Raw genomic sequence first — 14,971 nt, 5'->3', positions numbered from 1 at the left:
TCAGCGCACCTTCAACGTGGCCAGGCCGATCAGCACGAGCACGACGGAGATGATCCAGAAGCGCACGATCACGCGCGGCTCCGGCCAGCCCTTCAGTTCGAAATGGTGGTGGATCGGCGCCATGCGGAACACGCGCTTGCCGGTCAGCTTGAACGAGGCGACCTGGATCATCACCGACAGGGTTTCGATGACGAACACGCCGCCCATGATCACCAGCACCAGTTCCTGGCGGGTGATCACCGCGATGGTGCCCAGCACCGCACCCAGCGCCAGCGCGCCGATGTCGCCCATGAAGACCATGGCCGGATAGGTGTTGAACCACAGGAAGCCCAGGCCCGCTCCGGCGATGGCCGCGCAGATGATCACCAGCTCGCCGGCGCCCGGGATCTGCGGGATCTGCAGGTAGTTGGCGAACACCACGTTGCCCGAGGCATAGGCGAACACGCCCAGCGCGCAGGCCACCAGCACGGTCGGCATGATTGCCAGGCCGTCCAGGCCGTCGGTCAGGTTCACCGCGTTGGAGAAGCCGACGATCCAGAAGTAGGCGATGGCCACGAAGCCGATGCCGGCCAGCGGCAGCGCGACCGACTTGAACATCGGGATGTAGAAGGTCAGCGCTGCCGGCACGTCGGCCGTGTAGAACAGGAACAGGCCCGCGGCCAGGCCGAAGATCGACTGCAGCAGGTACTTCCAGCGCGACTTCAGGCCGTTCGGGTCACGGCGGACGATCTTGATCCAGTCGTCATACCAGCCGATGGCGCCGAAGCACAGCATCACCGCCAGCACCAGCCACACGTAGCGGTTGCGCAGGTCGGCCCACATCAGCACCGACAGGGTGATGGTGAGCAGGATCAGCGAACCGCCCATGGTCGGCGTGCCGGCCTTGGAGAAATGGGTCTGCGGGCCGTCCTGGCGGATCGGCTGGCCGCCCTTGAACTGGGCGAGCTTGCGGATCATCGCCGGGCCAAGCCACAGCGACAGGAACAGGGCCGTCAGCGCGGCAAGGATGGCGCGGAACGTCTGGTAGTTGAACAGCCCGAACAGGCTCTCCAACTGCTGCAACCATCGAGCCAGTTCATACAACATGCGGGGATTCCTCTCCTTGCGCCAGCAGCGCTTTGACAATCGTGTCCATGGCGCTGCCACGGGAACCCTTGACCAGGCAGCGCACGCCGGCGTGCAGCTCGTCCTTCAGCGCCTGCGACAGCGCGTCGTGGGTGGCGAAATGACGGCCGCCGTCGCCGAAGGCGGTGGCGGCGGCGGCACTGAGCGGGCCCAGCGCGTACAGGCGCTTCAGGCCGGCGGCGCGTGCGCGGATGCCGGCCTGCGCATGCAGCGCCTCGGCGTCCGGGCCCAGCTCGCGCATGTCACCCAGCACCAGCCAGCCCTCTTCCGGGGCAGCGGCCAGGGCATCGATGGCCGCAGCCAGCGAGCCGGGATTGGCGTTGTAGCTGTCGTCCACCAGCACCGCGCCGTTGCGCAGCTGATGGGCAATCTGGCGGCCCGGTACCGGCTGCGCCTCGGCCAGACCGGCCGCAATCAGCGCCAGATCGACACCGGCCGCCAGCGCCAGGCTGGCGGCGGCCAGCGCATTGCTGACGTTGTGGCGACCCGGCAGGCCCAGCACCACGCGGGCTTCGCCGGTCGGGGCGACCAGGGTGAACTGGCTGCCCTGTGCACCGGCGCGGATGTCGCGCGCGGTCACGTCCGCCGAGTGTTCCAGCCCATAGCGCAGCACGCGGCAACGCTGCGGGCGACCGACGAAGTGCTGCTCGAACCAGCGGCCGTAGGCATCGTCGGCGTTGATCACCGCCACGCCATCGGCCGGCAGCGCGGCATAGATCGCGCCCTTGGTCACCGCCACCCCGAGCAGGCTGCCCATCCGCTCCAGGTGGGCGGGGGCGATGTTGTTGACCAGCGCATAGCGCGGGCGGGCGATGTCGGTCAGGTAGGCGATATCGCCAGGCTTGCCAGCGCCCATCTCGTAGACGGCGTAGTCGGCATCTTCCGGCGCGTCGATCACCGCCAGCGGCAGGCCGATCTCGTTGTTGCGGTTACCCGGGTTGGCGTAGACCACCTTGTGCGCGTGCTGGGCCACCTGCTGCAGGATCGACAGCAGCAGGCTCTTCACGCTGGTCTTGCCATTGCTGCCGGTGATCGCGAACACCTCGGTGCCACGGTCACGCTGCATGCCGGTGGCGATCTTCGCCAGTGCCAGCTCGCTGTCGGCCACCAGTACCTGCGGCAGCTCGATCGGCAGCAGCCGCTCGACCAGCAGCGCACTGGCACCGCGCGCCTGCGCGTCGGCAGCGAAGTCATGGCCGTCGAAACGCTCGCCGCGCAGCGCCACATACAGGCTGCCCGGGCCCAGGCTACGGGTGTCATTGCTGACTGCATCGATGGCCACGTCGTCGCCATGGATATCGCCGCCGGCCCAGTGTGCGATCAGCGAAAGCAGAGTGCGCTTCATGCGGCGCCCTCCCCGGCCTTTGCCTGCAGAACACCGGCCTTGGCCGCCAGTGCAGCCGCAGCCACTTCGGTGTCGTCGAAGTCATGGCGCACGCCATTCACTTCCTGGTACGGCTCATGGCCCTTGCCGGCAATCAGGATGATGTCGCCGGCACCGGCACGCTTCACCGCCAGGCCGATCGCACGCGCGCGGTTGCGCTGCACGGTCACGGCATCGGCGTGCTGGAAGCCGGCCAGAATGTCGGCCACGATCACGTCGCCATCCTCGCCGCGCGGGTTGTCGTCGGTGACGATGACCTGGTTGGCCAGGCGCTCGGCAATCGCCGCCATCTGCGGACGCTTGCCGGTATCGCGCTCGCCACCGCAACCGAACACGCAGAACAGCGTGCCCTGCAGATGGCCGTGCAGGCTGTCCAGCGCCTGCTCCAGCGCGTCCGGGGTATGGGCGTAATCGACCACCACTGTCGGCAGACCGTCTTCACCACCCAGGCGGTTCATGCGGCCACGGATCGGCTGCAGCGCCGACAGCACTTCGGCGATGCGCGGCAGCGGCTGGCCCTGCGCATGCAGAGTACCGGCCACGGCCAGCAGGTTGTCCACGTTGAAGCGGCCCAGCAGCGGCGACTGCACCGCAGCACGCTGGCCGTCGATGACCAGCTCGAAGGCAATGCCGCGTCCATCCAGTTGCAGCGCCTCGGCGCGCACGCTGGCGTCAGCGGCAGCGCGCGAGCTCAGGCCGATCGGTTGCACGCCAGCAGGCAGGCCAGCGAACAGCTGGCGACCGAAGGCGTCGTCCAGGTTGACCACCGCCGCCTTCAGGCCCGGGCGATGGAACAGCCGCGCCTTGGCCGCGCCGTAGCTGGCCATGTCACCGTGGTAGTCCAGATGATCGCGGGTGAGGTTGGTGAACACCGCCACGTCGTAGTGCACGGCATCCACGCGGCCCTGGTCCAGCGCGTGCGAGCTGACTTCCATCGCCACCGCGCGCGCACCGGCGTCGCGCAGCTGTGCCAGCAGCGCATGCATCTGCAGCACCAGCGGCGTGGTGAAACCAGTCGGCTCGACCGCACCATAAAGTCCGGCGCCCAACGTGCCGATACTGCCACTGGGCGTTCCGAGCAGGTGCCAGGCCTGGGCCAGCAGCTGCACGGTGGAGGTCTTGCCGTTGGTACCGGTCACGCCAACCATCGCCATCGCCCGCGACGGCGCGCCATGGAACTGGTCGGCCATCGCCCCCATGCGCGCCCGCAGGCCCGGCACGGCGATCGCATCGGCCGGCGCCGGCAGCTCGGCCGGTGCCGGTGGCTCGAACAGGATGACGCTGGCACCGGCCGCACGGGCCTGCTCGACAAAGCCCAGGCCATGCGCGCCGAAGCCGGCGATCGCGACGAAGGCATTGCCGGGGCGCACGGCGCGGCTGTCCAGCACCAGGCCGGTCAGAACGGGATCATGGCCCGCCAGGGCCACGTCCGGAAGCAACTGCGAAAGCAACATCGAAGGACTCATTGCGTGCCTCCCGTAACGGGCGGCGTCTGGGCTTGCGCGCTCGGCAGCGCAGCATCGAATTCAGCGGCGGCATCGACCGGCAGCGCGGTCTCGGCCGGCGGTGCGGGCAGGATCGAGGCCGAATGGCCGACCTTGCCCGACTGCTGTGCGGCCAGCCACGACTGCAGGTCATCCAGCGGCACGTCCATCAGGCGCAGGGTGCCTTCCATCACGTTGTGATAGACCGGCGCCGACACCAGGCCGCCGTAGAACTTGCCGGCCTGCGGATCGTTGATGACGATGACGGTGGCGAAGCGCGGGTTGGTGGCCGGCACCACGCCGGCGAACAGCGCGTTGTAATGCCCGCGCTCGTAACCGCCCGGGCCAGCCTTGCGTGCAGTGCCGGTCTTGCCGGCCACGCGGTAGCCCAGCACCGCCGCCTGCTTGGCGCCGCCCTGGGTGACCACCGTTTCCATCATCGCCACCACCTGCCTGGCGACGTTCTCGTCGATGATCTGCTGGCCTTCGTTGCGCTGGCCCTTGACGAAGGTCGGCGCGATCAGGCGCCCGCCGTTGGCCAGCGCCGAGTAGGCGGTGGCAATCTGCAGTGGCGTGACCGACAGGCCGTAGCCGTAGGACATGGTGGTCTTGGTGGTCCCCGACCAGCGCGCCGGACGCATCACCACACCAGCCGATTCACCGGGGAAACCGCTGTGCGGCGCCGAGCCATAGCCGAAGCGGCGCACGCCGTCATAGAAGGTCTGGTCCGGCATCTTCGCCGCAACCTTGGCTGCACCCACGTTCGAACTGCGGGTGATCACGCCGGTCACGTTCAGCACGCCGTTGTTGCGTGGCACGTCGCGGATGGTGAAGCGACCCAGCGTCATGTAGCCCGGGTTGGTGTCGATGATGGTGTCCTTGGTCACCGCACCGGCCTGCAGCGCGGTGGCGATGGTCAGCGGCTTCATCGTCGAACCCGGCTCGACCAGGTCGGTCACCGCACGGTTGCGGCGCGTATCAGGGATCGCGCCGGTCAACGAATTCGGGTTGTAGGTCGGCAGGTTGACCATGGCCAGGATCTCGCCGGTGGTCACGTCCATGATCACCATCGAGCCGCCGGCCGCCTTGTTGGCCACCAGCGCGTTGCGCAGTTCCTTGAACGCCAGGTACTGGATGCGGCGGTCGATGCTGAGGGTCAGGTCCTTGCCCGGCTCAGCGGCACGCAGCAGATCGCTTTCGACGGTTTCCCCCTTGCGGTTGCGGATCACCCGCTTCGCACCGGGCTTGCCGCGCAGCCATTCGTCGAAGGCCAGTTCCAGGCCTTCCTGGCCGCGATCATCGATGTTGGTGAAGCCCAGCACGTGCGCCATCGCCTCACCCTGCGGGTAGAAGCGGCGGAACTCGCGCTGAGCCGCCACGCCCGGAATCTTCAGCGCGACCACCTTCTCTGCCTCGTCCGGATTGATCCGGCGACGCAGATACATGAATTCCTTGTCCGACTTCTGCGACAGGCGGCTGCTCAGCTCATCCACCGACATGCCGACCGCCTGGGCCAGCTCGGGGATGCGTTCGGGCGAACGCAGCAGGTCCTGCGGGTTGACCCAGATCGAGGCAACCGGCGTGGACACCGCCAGCGGCTCGCCGTTGCGGTCGGTGATCATGCCGCGCGAGGTCTTGATCGGCAGCTCGCGCAGGTAGCGGGCCTCACCCTGGCGCTGGTAGAAGTCGCTGTTGATGATCTGCACGTAGGCCGCGCGACCGACCAGCGACACCGAGCACAGGCCAAGCGCCAACGCCACCCAGCGCAGGCGCTGGCGCAGGTTGAAGGCATTGCGTGGACGGTTGCGACCGGCCTTGCTCATGGGCGCACCACCACGATGTCGGCGGCCTCGGGGAACTTCATGCCGAGCTTTTCGCGGGCGATGCGATCGACACGGTTGGCTTCGGCCAGCGTGGCCTGCTCCAGCTGCAGACGGCCGAATTCCAGGTTGATGTCATCGCGCTTGCGCTCGGCGCGCGACAGCTCGATGAACGTCTGCCGATGACGGTGACGCACGAACACGACGCCGATCGCCGAGGCCACGGTGCAGGCCAACAGGATGATCAGCAGCAGCCGGCTCATGCGTCAGCCTCCCGCTTCTGGGCCACGCGCAGCACGGCGCTGCGGGCGCGCGGGTTGGCGGCCAGCTCTTCGTCGGTGGCCTTGATGGCCCCACCGATCAGGTCCAGCGTCGGCACGAACGCAACGGCCTCGGGCAGGCGGCGGTTGGCCGGCGGCGCCTTGGCCAGGCGGTTCATGTACTGCTTGACGATGCGGTCTTCCAGCGAGTGGAAGCTGATCACCGTCAGACGGCCACCGGGCTTGAGCCGTTCTACCGCCGCATCGAGCCCCGCTTCCAGGTCTGCCAGCTCGCGGTTGATGTGGATGCGGATGGCCTGGAAGCTGCGCGTGGCGGGATGGATCTTGTCCTTTCCACGCGGCATCACCGAGGCGATCAGCTCGGCCAGTTCGGCGGTGCGGGAGAACGGCTGCTTCTCGCGGCGGGCCACGATGGCGCGGGCGATGCGCCGGCTCTGGCGCTCTTCGCCGTAGGTCCACAGCACATCGGCGATCTCGCGCTCTTCCACGCGGTTGATCCACTGCGCGGCGCTTTCACCGCTGTCCGGGTCCATGCGCATGTCCAGCGGGCCGTCCTTGCCGAAGCTGAAGCCACGTTCGGCCACATCCAGCTGCGGCGACGACACGCCCAGGTCGAACAGCACGCCGTCCAGGCCTTCGGCCGTGGCATCCCACTGCAGCAGCTGGGCGAAGCTGCCACGGAAGATGGACACGCGCGGATCCGGCGCGAAATCGCGCTCGGCAACGGCGATGGCTTCCGGATCCTTGTCCATGACCAGCAGGCGCCCCTCGGGACCGAGCTGGGTAAGCACGCCACGTGCATGACCGCCACGACCGAACGTGCCATCCAGATAACGTCCGTTTTCGATCACCCTCAGGCCTTCAAGGACCTGGGTGTACAGGACCGGCAGGTGCACCGCCGGCGACTGCGACACCGGAAGGTGACCGGTCTGCGCTTCTGGGCGCATCCGGGCACCCCGGCTCACAACTTCAGGTCGAGCAACCCATCACCCAGATCCTCGTCAGACAACGTCTGCTGGATCAGGGCCCGATGCGCCTGCTCGCTCCACAATTCGAACTTGTCGCCCATGCCGAGCAATACCGCCTTCTTCTCAATGCCCACCGCACCGCGGTGGCTGGCGGGGATGCTGATGCGACCGTTGCCGTCCAGTTCCAGATGGGCGGCCGAGCCGACCAGCTTCTGCTGCAACAGGCGCACGACGCGCTGGGTGTTGGGCTTGGACATCACATCGTCGCGGACCCGTTCCCATTCCGACTCTGCGTACAGCCACAGGCAGCCGGCTTCGAACGGGTTGTAGGTCAGCACGAGACGGTTGTTACTGGCGCGCGCGACGAGGTCGCGGTAAGCGGTGGGAACCGCCATGCGCCCCTTGTCGTCAACTGTGATGGCCGTCTCGCCCTGGAACACGACGCCTGCACCTTGTCCTTCGCCCGGTGAAACATTGAACCACGAAAACCCACAAAACACCCGGATTTCCCTCTGATGCCCACCTTAGCAGCGGGCCGAGGGTTGTCAACAACTTTTCAGCAGGGAAATCGCCAGCCGCATCAATGGCTTGCAACAACCTTTAGAGAATTGTTCAAGGCTTATCCACAAGTTGCTGATCCGTCTCAATTTTTGAGATTGAACGGAAGTTCAGGGGCGTGGACGGGGCGTGAAACATCGGCCGCGCATTCATCCGAGCCGGGCCGGAAACGGCGCCGGACTGCGCAAACGGTGCACAATGAGGCCATGTGCCTGCTCGCTCTTGGCTGGATGCACCACCCGCGCTGGCGGCTGGTGATGACCGGCAACCGTGATGAGTTCCACGCCCGCCCCACCGCGGCGCTGGCCCCCTGGCAGGATGAGACCTCCGTCATCGGGGGACGCGACCTGCGCTCCGGCGGTGGCTGGGCCGGGGTCGGCGCCTCGGGCCGGATGGCGGTGGTCACCAACGTCCGCGACCCGCTGGCGGCCCAGACCGGACCGTCGCGGGGCGCGCTGGTGGCCGACTTCCTGCGCGGCCGCGACCCGGCCGCCGTGCATATCGAGCGGTTGGCAACCGTGGCGGGTGCCTACGCCCCATTCAATCTGTTGCTGGCCGATGGCGACAGCCTGGAGTACCTGGGCAACCATCCCGCCGAACGGCAGACGCTTGGCCCGGGCGTCCACGGCATGTCCAACGGCGCGCTGGACGCGCCCTGGCCGAAGACCCGACGGCTGATGGCCGCGCTGTCGGCATGGCTGGAAGCAGACGGGGTCAGATCCCTTTCGCAACGCGAAAGGGATCTGACCCCGGACCTGACCCCGCTCTGGAATGCCTTGGCCGATGAACACCGCCCCGCCGACAGCGACCTGCCCGACACCGGCATCGGCCTGGAACGCGAGCGCTGGTTGAGCCCGGCCTTCATCCGCGGCGACGACTACGGCACCCGCGCCAGCACCGTACTGCTGATCGACGCCGACGGCCACGGCGAGATCCACGAACGCCGCTTCGGCCCGCAGGGTGCACCGAGCGGACAAAGCCACGTCATTTTCTGACCCGATCAAGACGGCCCTTGGCCGGATGCTCTTGGCGTGGGTAGTGCCGGCCGCTGGCCGGCAGCCTTTGGATGCTCGGATTCGCCATGAAGCAGCCGGCCAGCGGCCGGCACTACCCGCAGCTTGCTGTCGCGATCCACGTGGCGGCCGTCGCCATCGCAGCGGGCCTGAAACGTCATTCAGCTTCCAGCCGCGACCACGATCCGCCCGCACCCCAGGGGTTTCAGCATCGCCGCCACCCGACTGTGCCCTTTTCGCAATCGGCACTGTGTCTATAAATGTCGCCCCTGACCTCCCAGGGTGGTCGCGCCCGGCATCACGCCGCGCGATCGACCGCAACCACAAGGAGGCCCCATGCGCCGCATCCTCATCCTGCTCGCCACCCACCTGCTCACCCTCGGCCTGGGCTTCGGCCTGGGCGTCTATCTGCTGCCGATCCTGATCGCCCCCGATGACCCGCCGGCCGCCCAGGTACAGGCCGCGATGAAAGACGCCACCTACCGCACCACCTTCCGCCGCGACCTCAAAGGCAGCGATGCGGTGCACTGGGCCGAAGGCAAGGTCAGCGTCAGTGCCACCCAGGTCGCCTTCGACGGGAAGATGGGACCGGGCCCGGATTACAAGGTCTATCTGGTCCGTGATTTCGTCGACAACAAGGCCGACTTCCTGAAGATCAAGGCGCAGGCCCAGCGCATCGGTGAGGTGAAGACCTTCAACCGCTTCCTGGTGGACGTCCCCGCGAACGTGGACGTGGACGACTACACCACCGTGGTGGTGTGGTGCGAGCGCTTCTCGCAGTTCATCTCCGCCGGGCAGTACCGTACGCCGGGCTGATCAGGGCATGGGGTCGGATCCCTTTCCTCTGGAAAGGGATCCGACCCCGGAATCACGGTAGATCCACGCCATGCGTGGAAGAAGAAAGAGGCGGAGCCGGCCGATAAGCCGGGTTCTGTCGTGGACAGTCATTCCTCTAGGCGTTACGTCACCGCAACGCTCAAGCAACCTACCCGGATCCAACGCGGGCCGCGCCAAAGGATCCCTATTTGGTCTTGCTCCAGGTGGGGTTTGCCGTGCCGGTCTGTTGCCAGACTCGCGGTGCGCTCTTACCGCACCATTTCACCCTTACCGGCCTTCCGAAGAAGACGTAGGCGGTATCTTTCTGTTGCACTTTCCGTCGGCTTGCGCCGCCCAGGCGTTACCTGGCACCTTGCCCTGTGGAGCCCGGACTTTCCTCGGCACCCCCGAAGGGATGACGCGACTGTCTGGCCGACTCCGCCAGCGCGCATTCTAGCGTACGCACGCCTTTCCTGCCGTGCCGATCGCGGCGTCCGGTTCATCCACGCGTGGCGTGGCTCTAGCGGCCCTTCGCCTTCGCCCTCGCCATCACCGCCGCCCGCGACTCCAGCACCACCCCGACGATCAATTCCCGCACCTGCGGTTGCGAACCGTCCCATTCAATGCGGCGGACGCGCACGTCCACGCGATCGCCCGGCGCGTGGGCTTTCAACGCTTGGCCGATACCGAAGACGGTCTTCACTCGGGTACCTGCCACGGCCAGCACCTCATCCCCCTTGCGCAGGCCGGCGCGATGGGCCGGACCTTCGTCAGGCTCGGATTCGATCACGGTCGCGCCCCCCATTTGAACGCCGAGGACCGGGCGCAGCGCATCGCTACGCGAATCCCCTTCCCCAGCCTGTTCGCGCGCCAATTCGGTGGCGCCCAGCAGTGCATCGTCCAACCCCGCATCGAAATACGGCGCGTTGTCCACGAATGCGGCGCATTGCCACGACGCGCGCTCGGGTACCGGCTCGCGCCCCGCACGCAGGGCCTGCCGCAGGTCGCGCCATTGCGCCGCGCTGACGTACCGCTGCTGGCTGTTCACCAATTGCTGGTAGGCCGCCTCGATCTGTGCGTGGTTGCCGGCCCCCACCTGCAGACATCCCTCGTAGTTCTCCAACGCGTCACGTGCCGCGCGATAGGTCAGGTAATTGCTGTAATCGCGGACCGACTGCAGCCGATTGAATTCGACCAACCCCGGATCGAACAGCAGGTAGCCAACATAGTCCGGGCCCAGATCGGCTTCGGTAATGGCCGCAGGTGGCGGCCCTTCAGCTGCAGGAGCTGGCACGTCGGCCAGAGCGAACAGCAGGAACAGTCCCTTTTCCAGCATCTGTCTTCCCTCCCTCAAGTAAATTTGAGAGCTTCATTCCTTCACCCCCAGAATTCCGCCGCTCATTCGCATTCCAGCGTCCCAGGCTGTGAATGACCCATGCAGCCTGCACGCTTTTCAGGACTTTTCGTCCAGCTCCCGGCGAAGATCGTCGACCCATCGCTTTCTGCTGCTACGGTCATACTCGGCCGGCGAGAACGGCATCGACGCACGCGCATAATCGTCGATCAGTGCCAGCAGCGCCTGCCTGTCGACACGCGCGTCGAGAGGAGTGTGGGTGTCACTGGCGAGTGCGACCAGTTGTTCCTGGAGCAGCTCCTTTCTTGCGATGCCGGCGCCGGTGGACGGATCTGCGATACACAGACCGAAGGTCCCGTTGAAGAAGTGCGGGAGCAGCAGTTGCGCCTTGTCGTGCGCAGCGTTGGCATCCCCAAGCACGGCTGACATGTAGCCCTCGAGCTCCTGCAGCAGAACGTCGACCACAGCCGCCCGCTCACTGCCCGGTGGTGCATGATCGGCAATGCGTATCCAGCGTGCGCAATCGGTACGGAAGTACTCCCCCACAAGGTCTTCGCTGATGGGAATGGAGCCGAACACTGCAGATCGGATGGCGCCACCCTCGCAGGTGTAGGTGGGCTGCGGCACCGCGCCCACTGCAATCAGGCGACTGAGTCTTTCTTCTGACACATTGCAGAATGCGGCGAACGCATCCTTTGGCAGGAAATGAGCTTGAAGGTAGGCTGTCAATGCCATCTCGAACAATTACTCCCAAGTGGGGGATGAAGAGGCGTGTGCAGGGGCGTCTTCGTCCAGGACAGACATCCCGAGCACCGGTCCTCACGCCTCAGAGGCCTCGGAAATGGAGTCACACTACGGACACGCTTCCGTATCGGGAGTATCCGCACGGGCTCGACTGATCTCAATGTCGCTCTGCAGGACGTCCCGCAATACCCAAGGCTGCTGGCTTCGTACGATCATCAGTGGGTCGGTCATTGCTGCTCATCACGACATCGCCTGTCCCCGGATTCGTCCCTCAGCCGCGCACGTGAGCACGTTCACGCGGCAGAGGTTGGCGTCCCTCCGGCGGTTCCGAACCGTTTCGCATTTCGCGCCGCGCGCTGCCCCGACATGGCCCGGAGCGAGCGATCAACTGCCGTACAGCGCCTTGCGCGGCGCACCGGTCAGTTCCGCGGCCAGCTTGGCGGCGGTCGACGGCGGCAGGTGCTCGCTCAGCTTCGCGTAGACGCGGCGACCATGCGCCAGCTGCGCTTCCTCGTCGTCACCGGCACCCTGCACCATCACCACGAACTCGCCCTTGCGCTGGTTGTCGTCGGCCTCGACTTGGGCCAGCAGCCCCGCCAGGTCGCCATCAAGCACGGTCTCGAACAGCTTGGTCAGCTCGCGGGCCAGCACCGCCGGGCGCTCGCCGCCGAAGATCGCCGCCATGTCGGCCAGCGACTCGGCGATACGGTGCGAGGATTCGTAGAACACCATCGTGCGCACTTCGCCGGCCAGCGCCTGCAGGCGGTCGCGGCGGCCGCTGGCCTTGGCCGGCAGGAAACCCTCGAAGCTGAAACGGTCGCTGGGCAGGCCGGCCACGCTCAGCGCGGCGATGGCGGCGCAGGCACCGGGCACCGGGCTGACCTTGATACCCGCCGCGCGCGCGGCACGCACCAGGCGGAAACCGGGGTCACTGACCAGCGGGGTACCGGCATCGCTGACCAGCGCCAGCGACTCGCCGGCCTGCAATCGCGAAACCAGGCGCTGCGCCAGGGCCTCTTCATTGTGTTCGTGCAGGGCCACCAGCGGTTGCTGGATGCCGAAATGGGACAGCAGCTGGCCGCTGCGGCGGGTGTCCTCGGCACAGATGGCCGCCACCGAACGCAGCACCTCCTGCGCGCGCGGGCTCAGATCGGCCAGGTTGCCGATCGGGGTGGCGACGACGTACAGGGTTGGCACACTCATTTCAGCGGTACTCACGGGGCAAGGGTAGAATCGTAGCGTGTACCCGGCCAAGGCCGCTGCCCCCATCGCATGGACCCGATCATGAACAAGCCCGCCGCACGGATCTCCGCCCTGTCGTTGTCGCTGATGCTGCTGGCCGGTTGTGCCACCACCAGCCTGACCAGCACGCCCGATTCGCCGGCCCAGAGCCAGGCGCTGGCGCTGATCGAACAGGGCAAGCCGCGCGATGCCGCGCTGCAGCTGGAAGGCCTGGCCTCCACCCTGCGCGGCGGCGCCCGCAGCAACGCCCTGGCCGATGCGGCTTGGGCCTGGCACCTGGCCGGCGACAGTGCCCGCGCGCGCAGCCTGCTCGGCCAGCTCACCGCACGCCAGCTGTCCGGCGCCAGCCTGCAGCGCTACCAGCTGACCGGTGCCGAGCTCGCCTTGGCCGACAAGCAGCCGGCGCAGGCACTGGCCCTGCTGAAGGACCACGGCGATAACGTGCTGCCGGCGCTGCGTACGCGCTGGTACCTCGCCCGCGCCAGTGCCCTGCAGGGCACCGGCGATGCCTTCGGCGCCGCCACCGAGCGCGCCCGCGCCCATTCCAGCCTGACCGGCAGCGCGCGCAGCGAGAACCAGGCCGCCATTGCCGGCCTGCTCGGCACCCTCGACGACGCCACCCTGCGCAGCCGTGCCGCCGCCCTGCCGGCCAACGACCCGCTCTACAACTTCGCCGGCCGTGCACTGATCGCGCGCGGCCTGCCGCTGCCGCGCCCGTTCGACCGCGATGGCGCGGCCCAGTTCGACACCAGCAAGCGCCCGCCGGCGATGAGCGACGGTTACCGCCCGCCGGCCAAGCTGGCCGTGCTGCTGCCGCTCAGCGGCCGCCTGGCCACCGCCGCACAGCCGGTGCGCGATGGCCTGTTGAGCGCTTATTACGGTGAAAGCCGCCGCCGCCCGGACATCAACTTCTTCGACACCGCCGGCACCCCGGCCGGTGCCCTGGCCGCCTATGACAAGGCCGTCGCCTCCGGTGCCGACTTCGTGGTCGGTCCGCTGGGCCGCGACGAAGTGGACGCCGTGTACGGCCGGCAGCAGCTGCAGGTGCCGGTGCTGGCCCTGAACCGCGGCAAGGACGCACCGCCGGCCGGCAGTGCCGGCTTCTCGCTGGCACCGGAAGACGACGGCATCGTCGCCGCCGAGTACCTGCGTGGCCGCGAGCGCGGCAAGGCGCTGGTGATCAACAGCGCCGATGACACCGGCCGCCGTGCCGCCGCCGCCTTCGCCCAGCGCTTTGCGCAGCGCGGTGGCCAGGTGGTGGCCACGATCGGCGTCACCGATGCCGTCGGCGATGTCGGCGCGCAGGTGCGCAACGCCGGCCAGGTCGATGCCGTATTCCTCGCCGTGCGTGCGCCGCAGGCGCGCCTGCTGGCGCCGCAGCTGGCGCTGGCCGGTGCAGGCGGCGCGACCCGCGTTGGCACCTCGCAGCTGACCGTTGGCAGCGGCAAGGTGGAAGAAGACGTGGCGCTGGACGGCATCGTCTATCCGAACGAAGCCTGGAACGTGCGCAGTGTGTCCGGCCTGCCGTCGGCCAGCCAGGTGGCCAGCACCCTGCCGAGCGCACGCGGTGCGGCCGGCCGCCTGTTCGCCTTCGGTGCCGACGCCTGGAAGATCACCGCCTACCTGGACAAGCTGTCCAACGAAGGCGGCCTGGACGGTGCCACCGGCACCCTGTTCCTGGACAGCAACGGCAACATCCTGCGCCAGCCGGCCTGGTCGACCTTCAATGGCGGCCGGCCGATGCCGATCGTCGGTGGTCGCTGAGCGCAGCCAACGTGGCTCGGCGGTGGAAGCCGCCGCCGAGCAGCATCTGCAACAGGCGGGACTGCAGCCGCGTGCGCGCAACGTGCGCTATCGCGGCGGTGAACTGGACCTGGTGATGGACGATGCCGGCACCGTGGTGTTCGTGGAAGTGCGCTACCGCGCGCGATCGGATTTCGGCGGTGGCGCCGCTTCGGTCGATGCGCGCAAATGCCGGCGCCTGGCCCACGCCGCGCAGCTGTACCTGCAGGACCACCCGGCGCTGGCCAATGCGCCCTGCCGTTTCGATGTGGTCGAAGCCACCGGCGAACCGCCGCAGCTGCATTGGCTGCGGGATGCGTTCCGATTGGATGACTGCTGATGGCTACTCTTTGCCGGCCAGCGGCCGGCACTACCCGTCGGACCTGCAGCCGGCCCGCGG

General features: G+C 67.6%; 14 protein-coding genes and 1 other RNA gene. 4 read left to right on the top strand and 11 right to left on the bottom strand.

Annotated features, from left to right (window positions below):
• Genes mraY through mraZ form a run of 7 tightly spaced genes read right to left on the bottom strand, consistent with a single transcriptional unit; the run spans window position 1 to window position 7,502 of the window.
• Complete coding sequence (gene mraY / locus ACS0OT_RS02995; protein ID WP_005415291.1) at window positions 1–1,086, bottom strand: phospho-N-acetylmuramoyl-pentapeptide-transferase; 1,086 nt, start codon at window positions 1,084–1,086, stop codon at window positions 1–3.
• Window positions 1,076–2,470 carry a UDP-N-acetylmuramoyl-tripeptide--D-alanyl-D-alanine ligase gene (locus ACS0OT_RS02990; RefSeq protein ID WP_065196250.1) on the bottom strand — a complete coding sequence of 465 codons (1,395 nt, stop codon included), beginning with the start codon at window positions 2,468–2,470 and terminating at the stop codon, window positions 1,076–1,078. Before ACS0OT_RS02990 ends, mraY begins: the two co-directional genes overlap by 11 nt.
• Complete coding sequence (locus ACS0OT_RS02985; RefSeq protein WP_065178759.1) at window positions 2,467–3,975, bottom strand: UDP-N-acetylmuramoyl-L-alanyl-D-glutamate--2,6-diaminopimelate ligase; 1,509 nt, start codon at window positions 3,973–3,975, stop codon at window positions 2,467–2,469. Before ACS0OT_RS02985 ends, ACS0OT_RS02990 begins: the two co-directional genes overlap by 4 nt.
• Complete coding sequence (locus ACS0OT_RS02980; RefSeq protein WP_005415287.1) at window positions 3,972–5,816, bottom strand: peptidoglycan D,D-transpeptidase FtsI family protein; 1,845 nt, start codon at window positions 5,814–5,816, stop codon at window positions 3,972–3,974. Before ACS0OT_RS02980 ends, ACS0OT_RS02985 begins: the two co-directional genes overlap by 4 nt.
• Window positions 5,813–6,076: a cell division protein FtsL gene (gene ftsL / locus ACS0OT_RS02975; RefSeq protein ID WP_005415286.1), complete on the bottom strand. Its 264-nt coding sequence runs from the start codon at window positions 6,074–6,076 to the stop codon at window positions 5,813–5,815. Before ftsL ends, ACS0OT_RS02980 begins: the two co-directional genes overlap by 4 nt.
• Window positions 6,073–7,041 carry a 16S rRNA (cytosine(1402)-N(4))-methyltransferase RsmH gene (gene rsmH, locus ACS0OT_RS02970; RefSeq protein WP_164092974.1) on the bottom strand — a complete coding sequence of 323 codons (969 nt, stop codon included), beginning with the start codon at window positions 7,039–7,041 and terminating at the stop codon, window positions 6,073–6,075. Before rsmH ends, ftsL begins: the two co-directional genes overlap by 4 nt.
• Window positions 7,042–7,055: 14 nt before the next feature.
• Window positions 7,056–7,502 carry a division/cell wall cluster transcriptional repressor MraZ gene (gene mraZ / locus ACS0OT_RS02965; protein WP_004143635.1) on the bottom strand — a complete coding sequence of 149 codons (447 nt, stop codon included), beginning with the start codon at window positions 7,500–7,502 and terminating at the stop codon, window positions 7,056–7,058.
• 324 nt (window positions 7,503–7,826) lie between these two features.
• On the opposite strand from mraZ, the gene ACS0OT_RS02960 reads away from it, so the two are divergent.
• The gene (locus tag ACS0OT_RS02960) at window positions 7,827–8,615 is read left to right on the top strand and encodes an NRDE family protein (RefSeq protein ID WP_069139503.1); all 789 of its coding nucleotides are present in this window, start codon (window positions 7,827–7,829) and stop codon (window positions 8,613–8,615) included.
• Window positions 8,616–8,969: 354 nt separating this feature from the next.
• On the top strand, window positions 8,970–9,449 hold the full coding sequence (locus tag ACS0OT_RS02955) for a DM13 domain-containing protein (RefSeq protein WP_139726735.1): 480 nt from the start codon (window positions 8,970–8,972) through the stop codon (window positions 9,447–9,449).
• 88 nt (window positions 9,450–9,537) lie between these two features.
• Here ACS0OT_RS02955 and rnpB read toward each other — a convergent pair.
• From rnpB to rsmI, 4 genes are all read right to left on the bottom strand, one after another.
• Window positions 9,538–9,889: RNase P RNA component class A (rnpB, locus tag ACS0OT_RS02950), an RNA gene on the bottom strand.
• A gap of 80 nt (window positions 9,890–9,969) precedes the next feature.
• Entirely contained in the window at window positions 9,970–10,785 is an 816-nt protein-coding gene (locus tag ACS0OT_RS02945; protein ID WP_171958411.1) for a PDZ domain-containing protein, read from the bottom strand.
• A gap of 117 nt (window positions 10,786–10,902) precedes the next feature.
• A complete protein-coding gene (locus tag ACS0OT_RS02940; RefSeq protein WP_442256030.1) occupies window positions 10,903–11,538 on the bottom strand; it encodes a DUF6058 family natural product biosynthesis protein in 636 nt (211 codons plus the stop codon).
• 393 nt (window positions 11,539–11,931) lie between these two features.
• Window positions 11,932–12,750 carry a 16S rRNA (cytidine(1402)-2'-O)-methyltransferase gene (gene rsmI, locus ACS0OT_RS02935; RefSeq protein ID WP_065178763.1) on the bottom strand — a complete coding sequence of 273 codons (819 nt, stop codon included), beginning with the start codon at window positions 12,748–12,750 and terminating at the stop codon, window positions 11,932–11,934.
• An 81-nt stretch (window positions 12,751–12,831) separates the two neighbouring features.
• On the opposite strand from rsmI, the gene ACS0OT_RS02930 reads away from it, so the two are divergent.
• Together ACS0OT_RS02930 and ACS0OT_RS02925 are read left to right on the top strand one after the other, a co-directional pair.
• The gene (locus ACS0OT_RS02930; RefSeq protein WP_111128433.1) at window positions 12,832–14,553 is read left to right on the top strand and encodes a penicillin-binding protein activator; all 1,722 of its coding nucleotides are present in this window, start codon (window positions 12,832–12,834) and stop codon (window positions 14,551–14,553) included.
• A complete protein-coding gene (locus ACS0OT_RS02925; protein ID WP_049439300.1) occupies window positions 14,543–14,911 on the top strand; it encodes a YraN family protein in 369 nt (122 codons plus the stop codon). Before ACS0OT_RS02930 ends, ACS0OT_RS02925 begins: the two co-directional genes overlap by 11 nt.
• Window positions 14,912–14,971: the final 60 nt, after the last annotated feature.

Source organism: Stenotrophomonas maltophilia group sp. RY12688 (assembly GCF_052149045.1).
Classification (GTDB): Bacteria; Pseudomonadota; Gammaproteobacteria; order Xanthomonadales; family Xanthomonadaceae; genus Stenotrophomonas; species Stenotrophomonas sepilia.
Note: the sequence above shows the minus strand (reverse complement) of the source record. Positions and strands in the feature narration are given on the sequence as shown.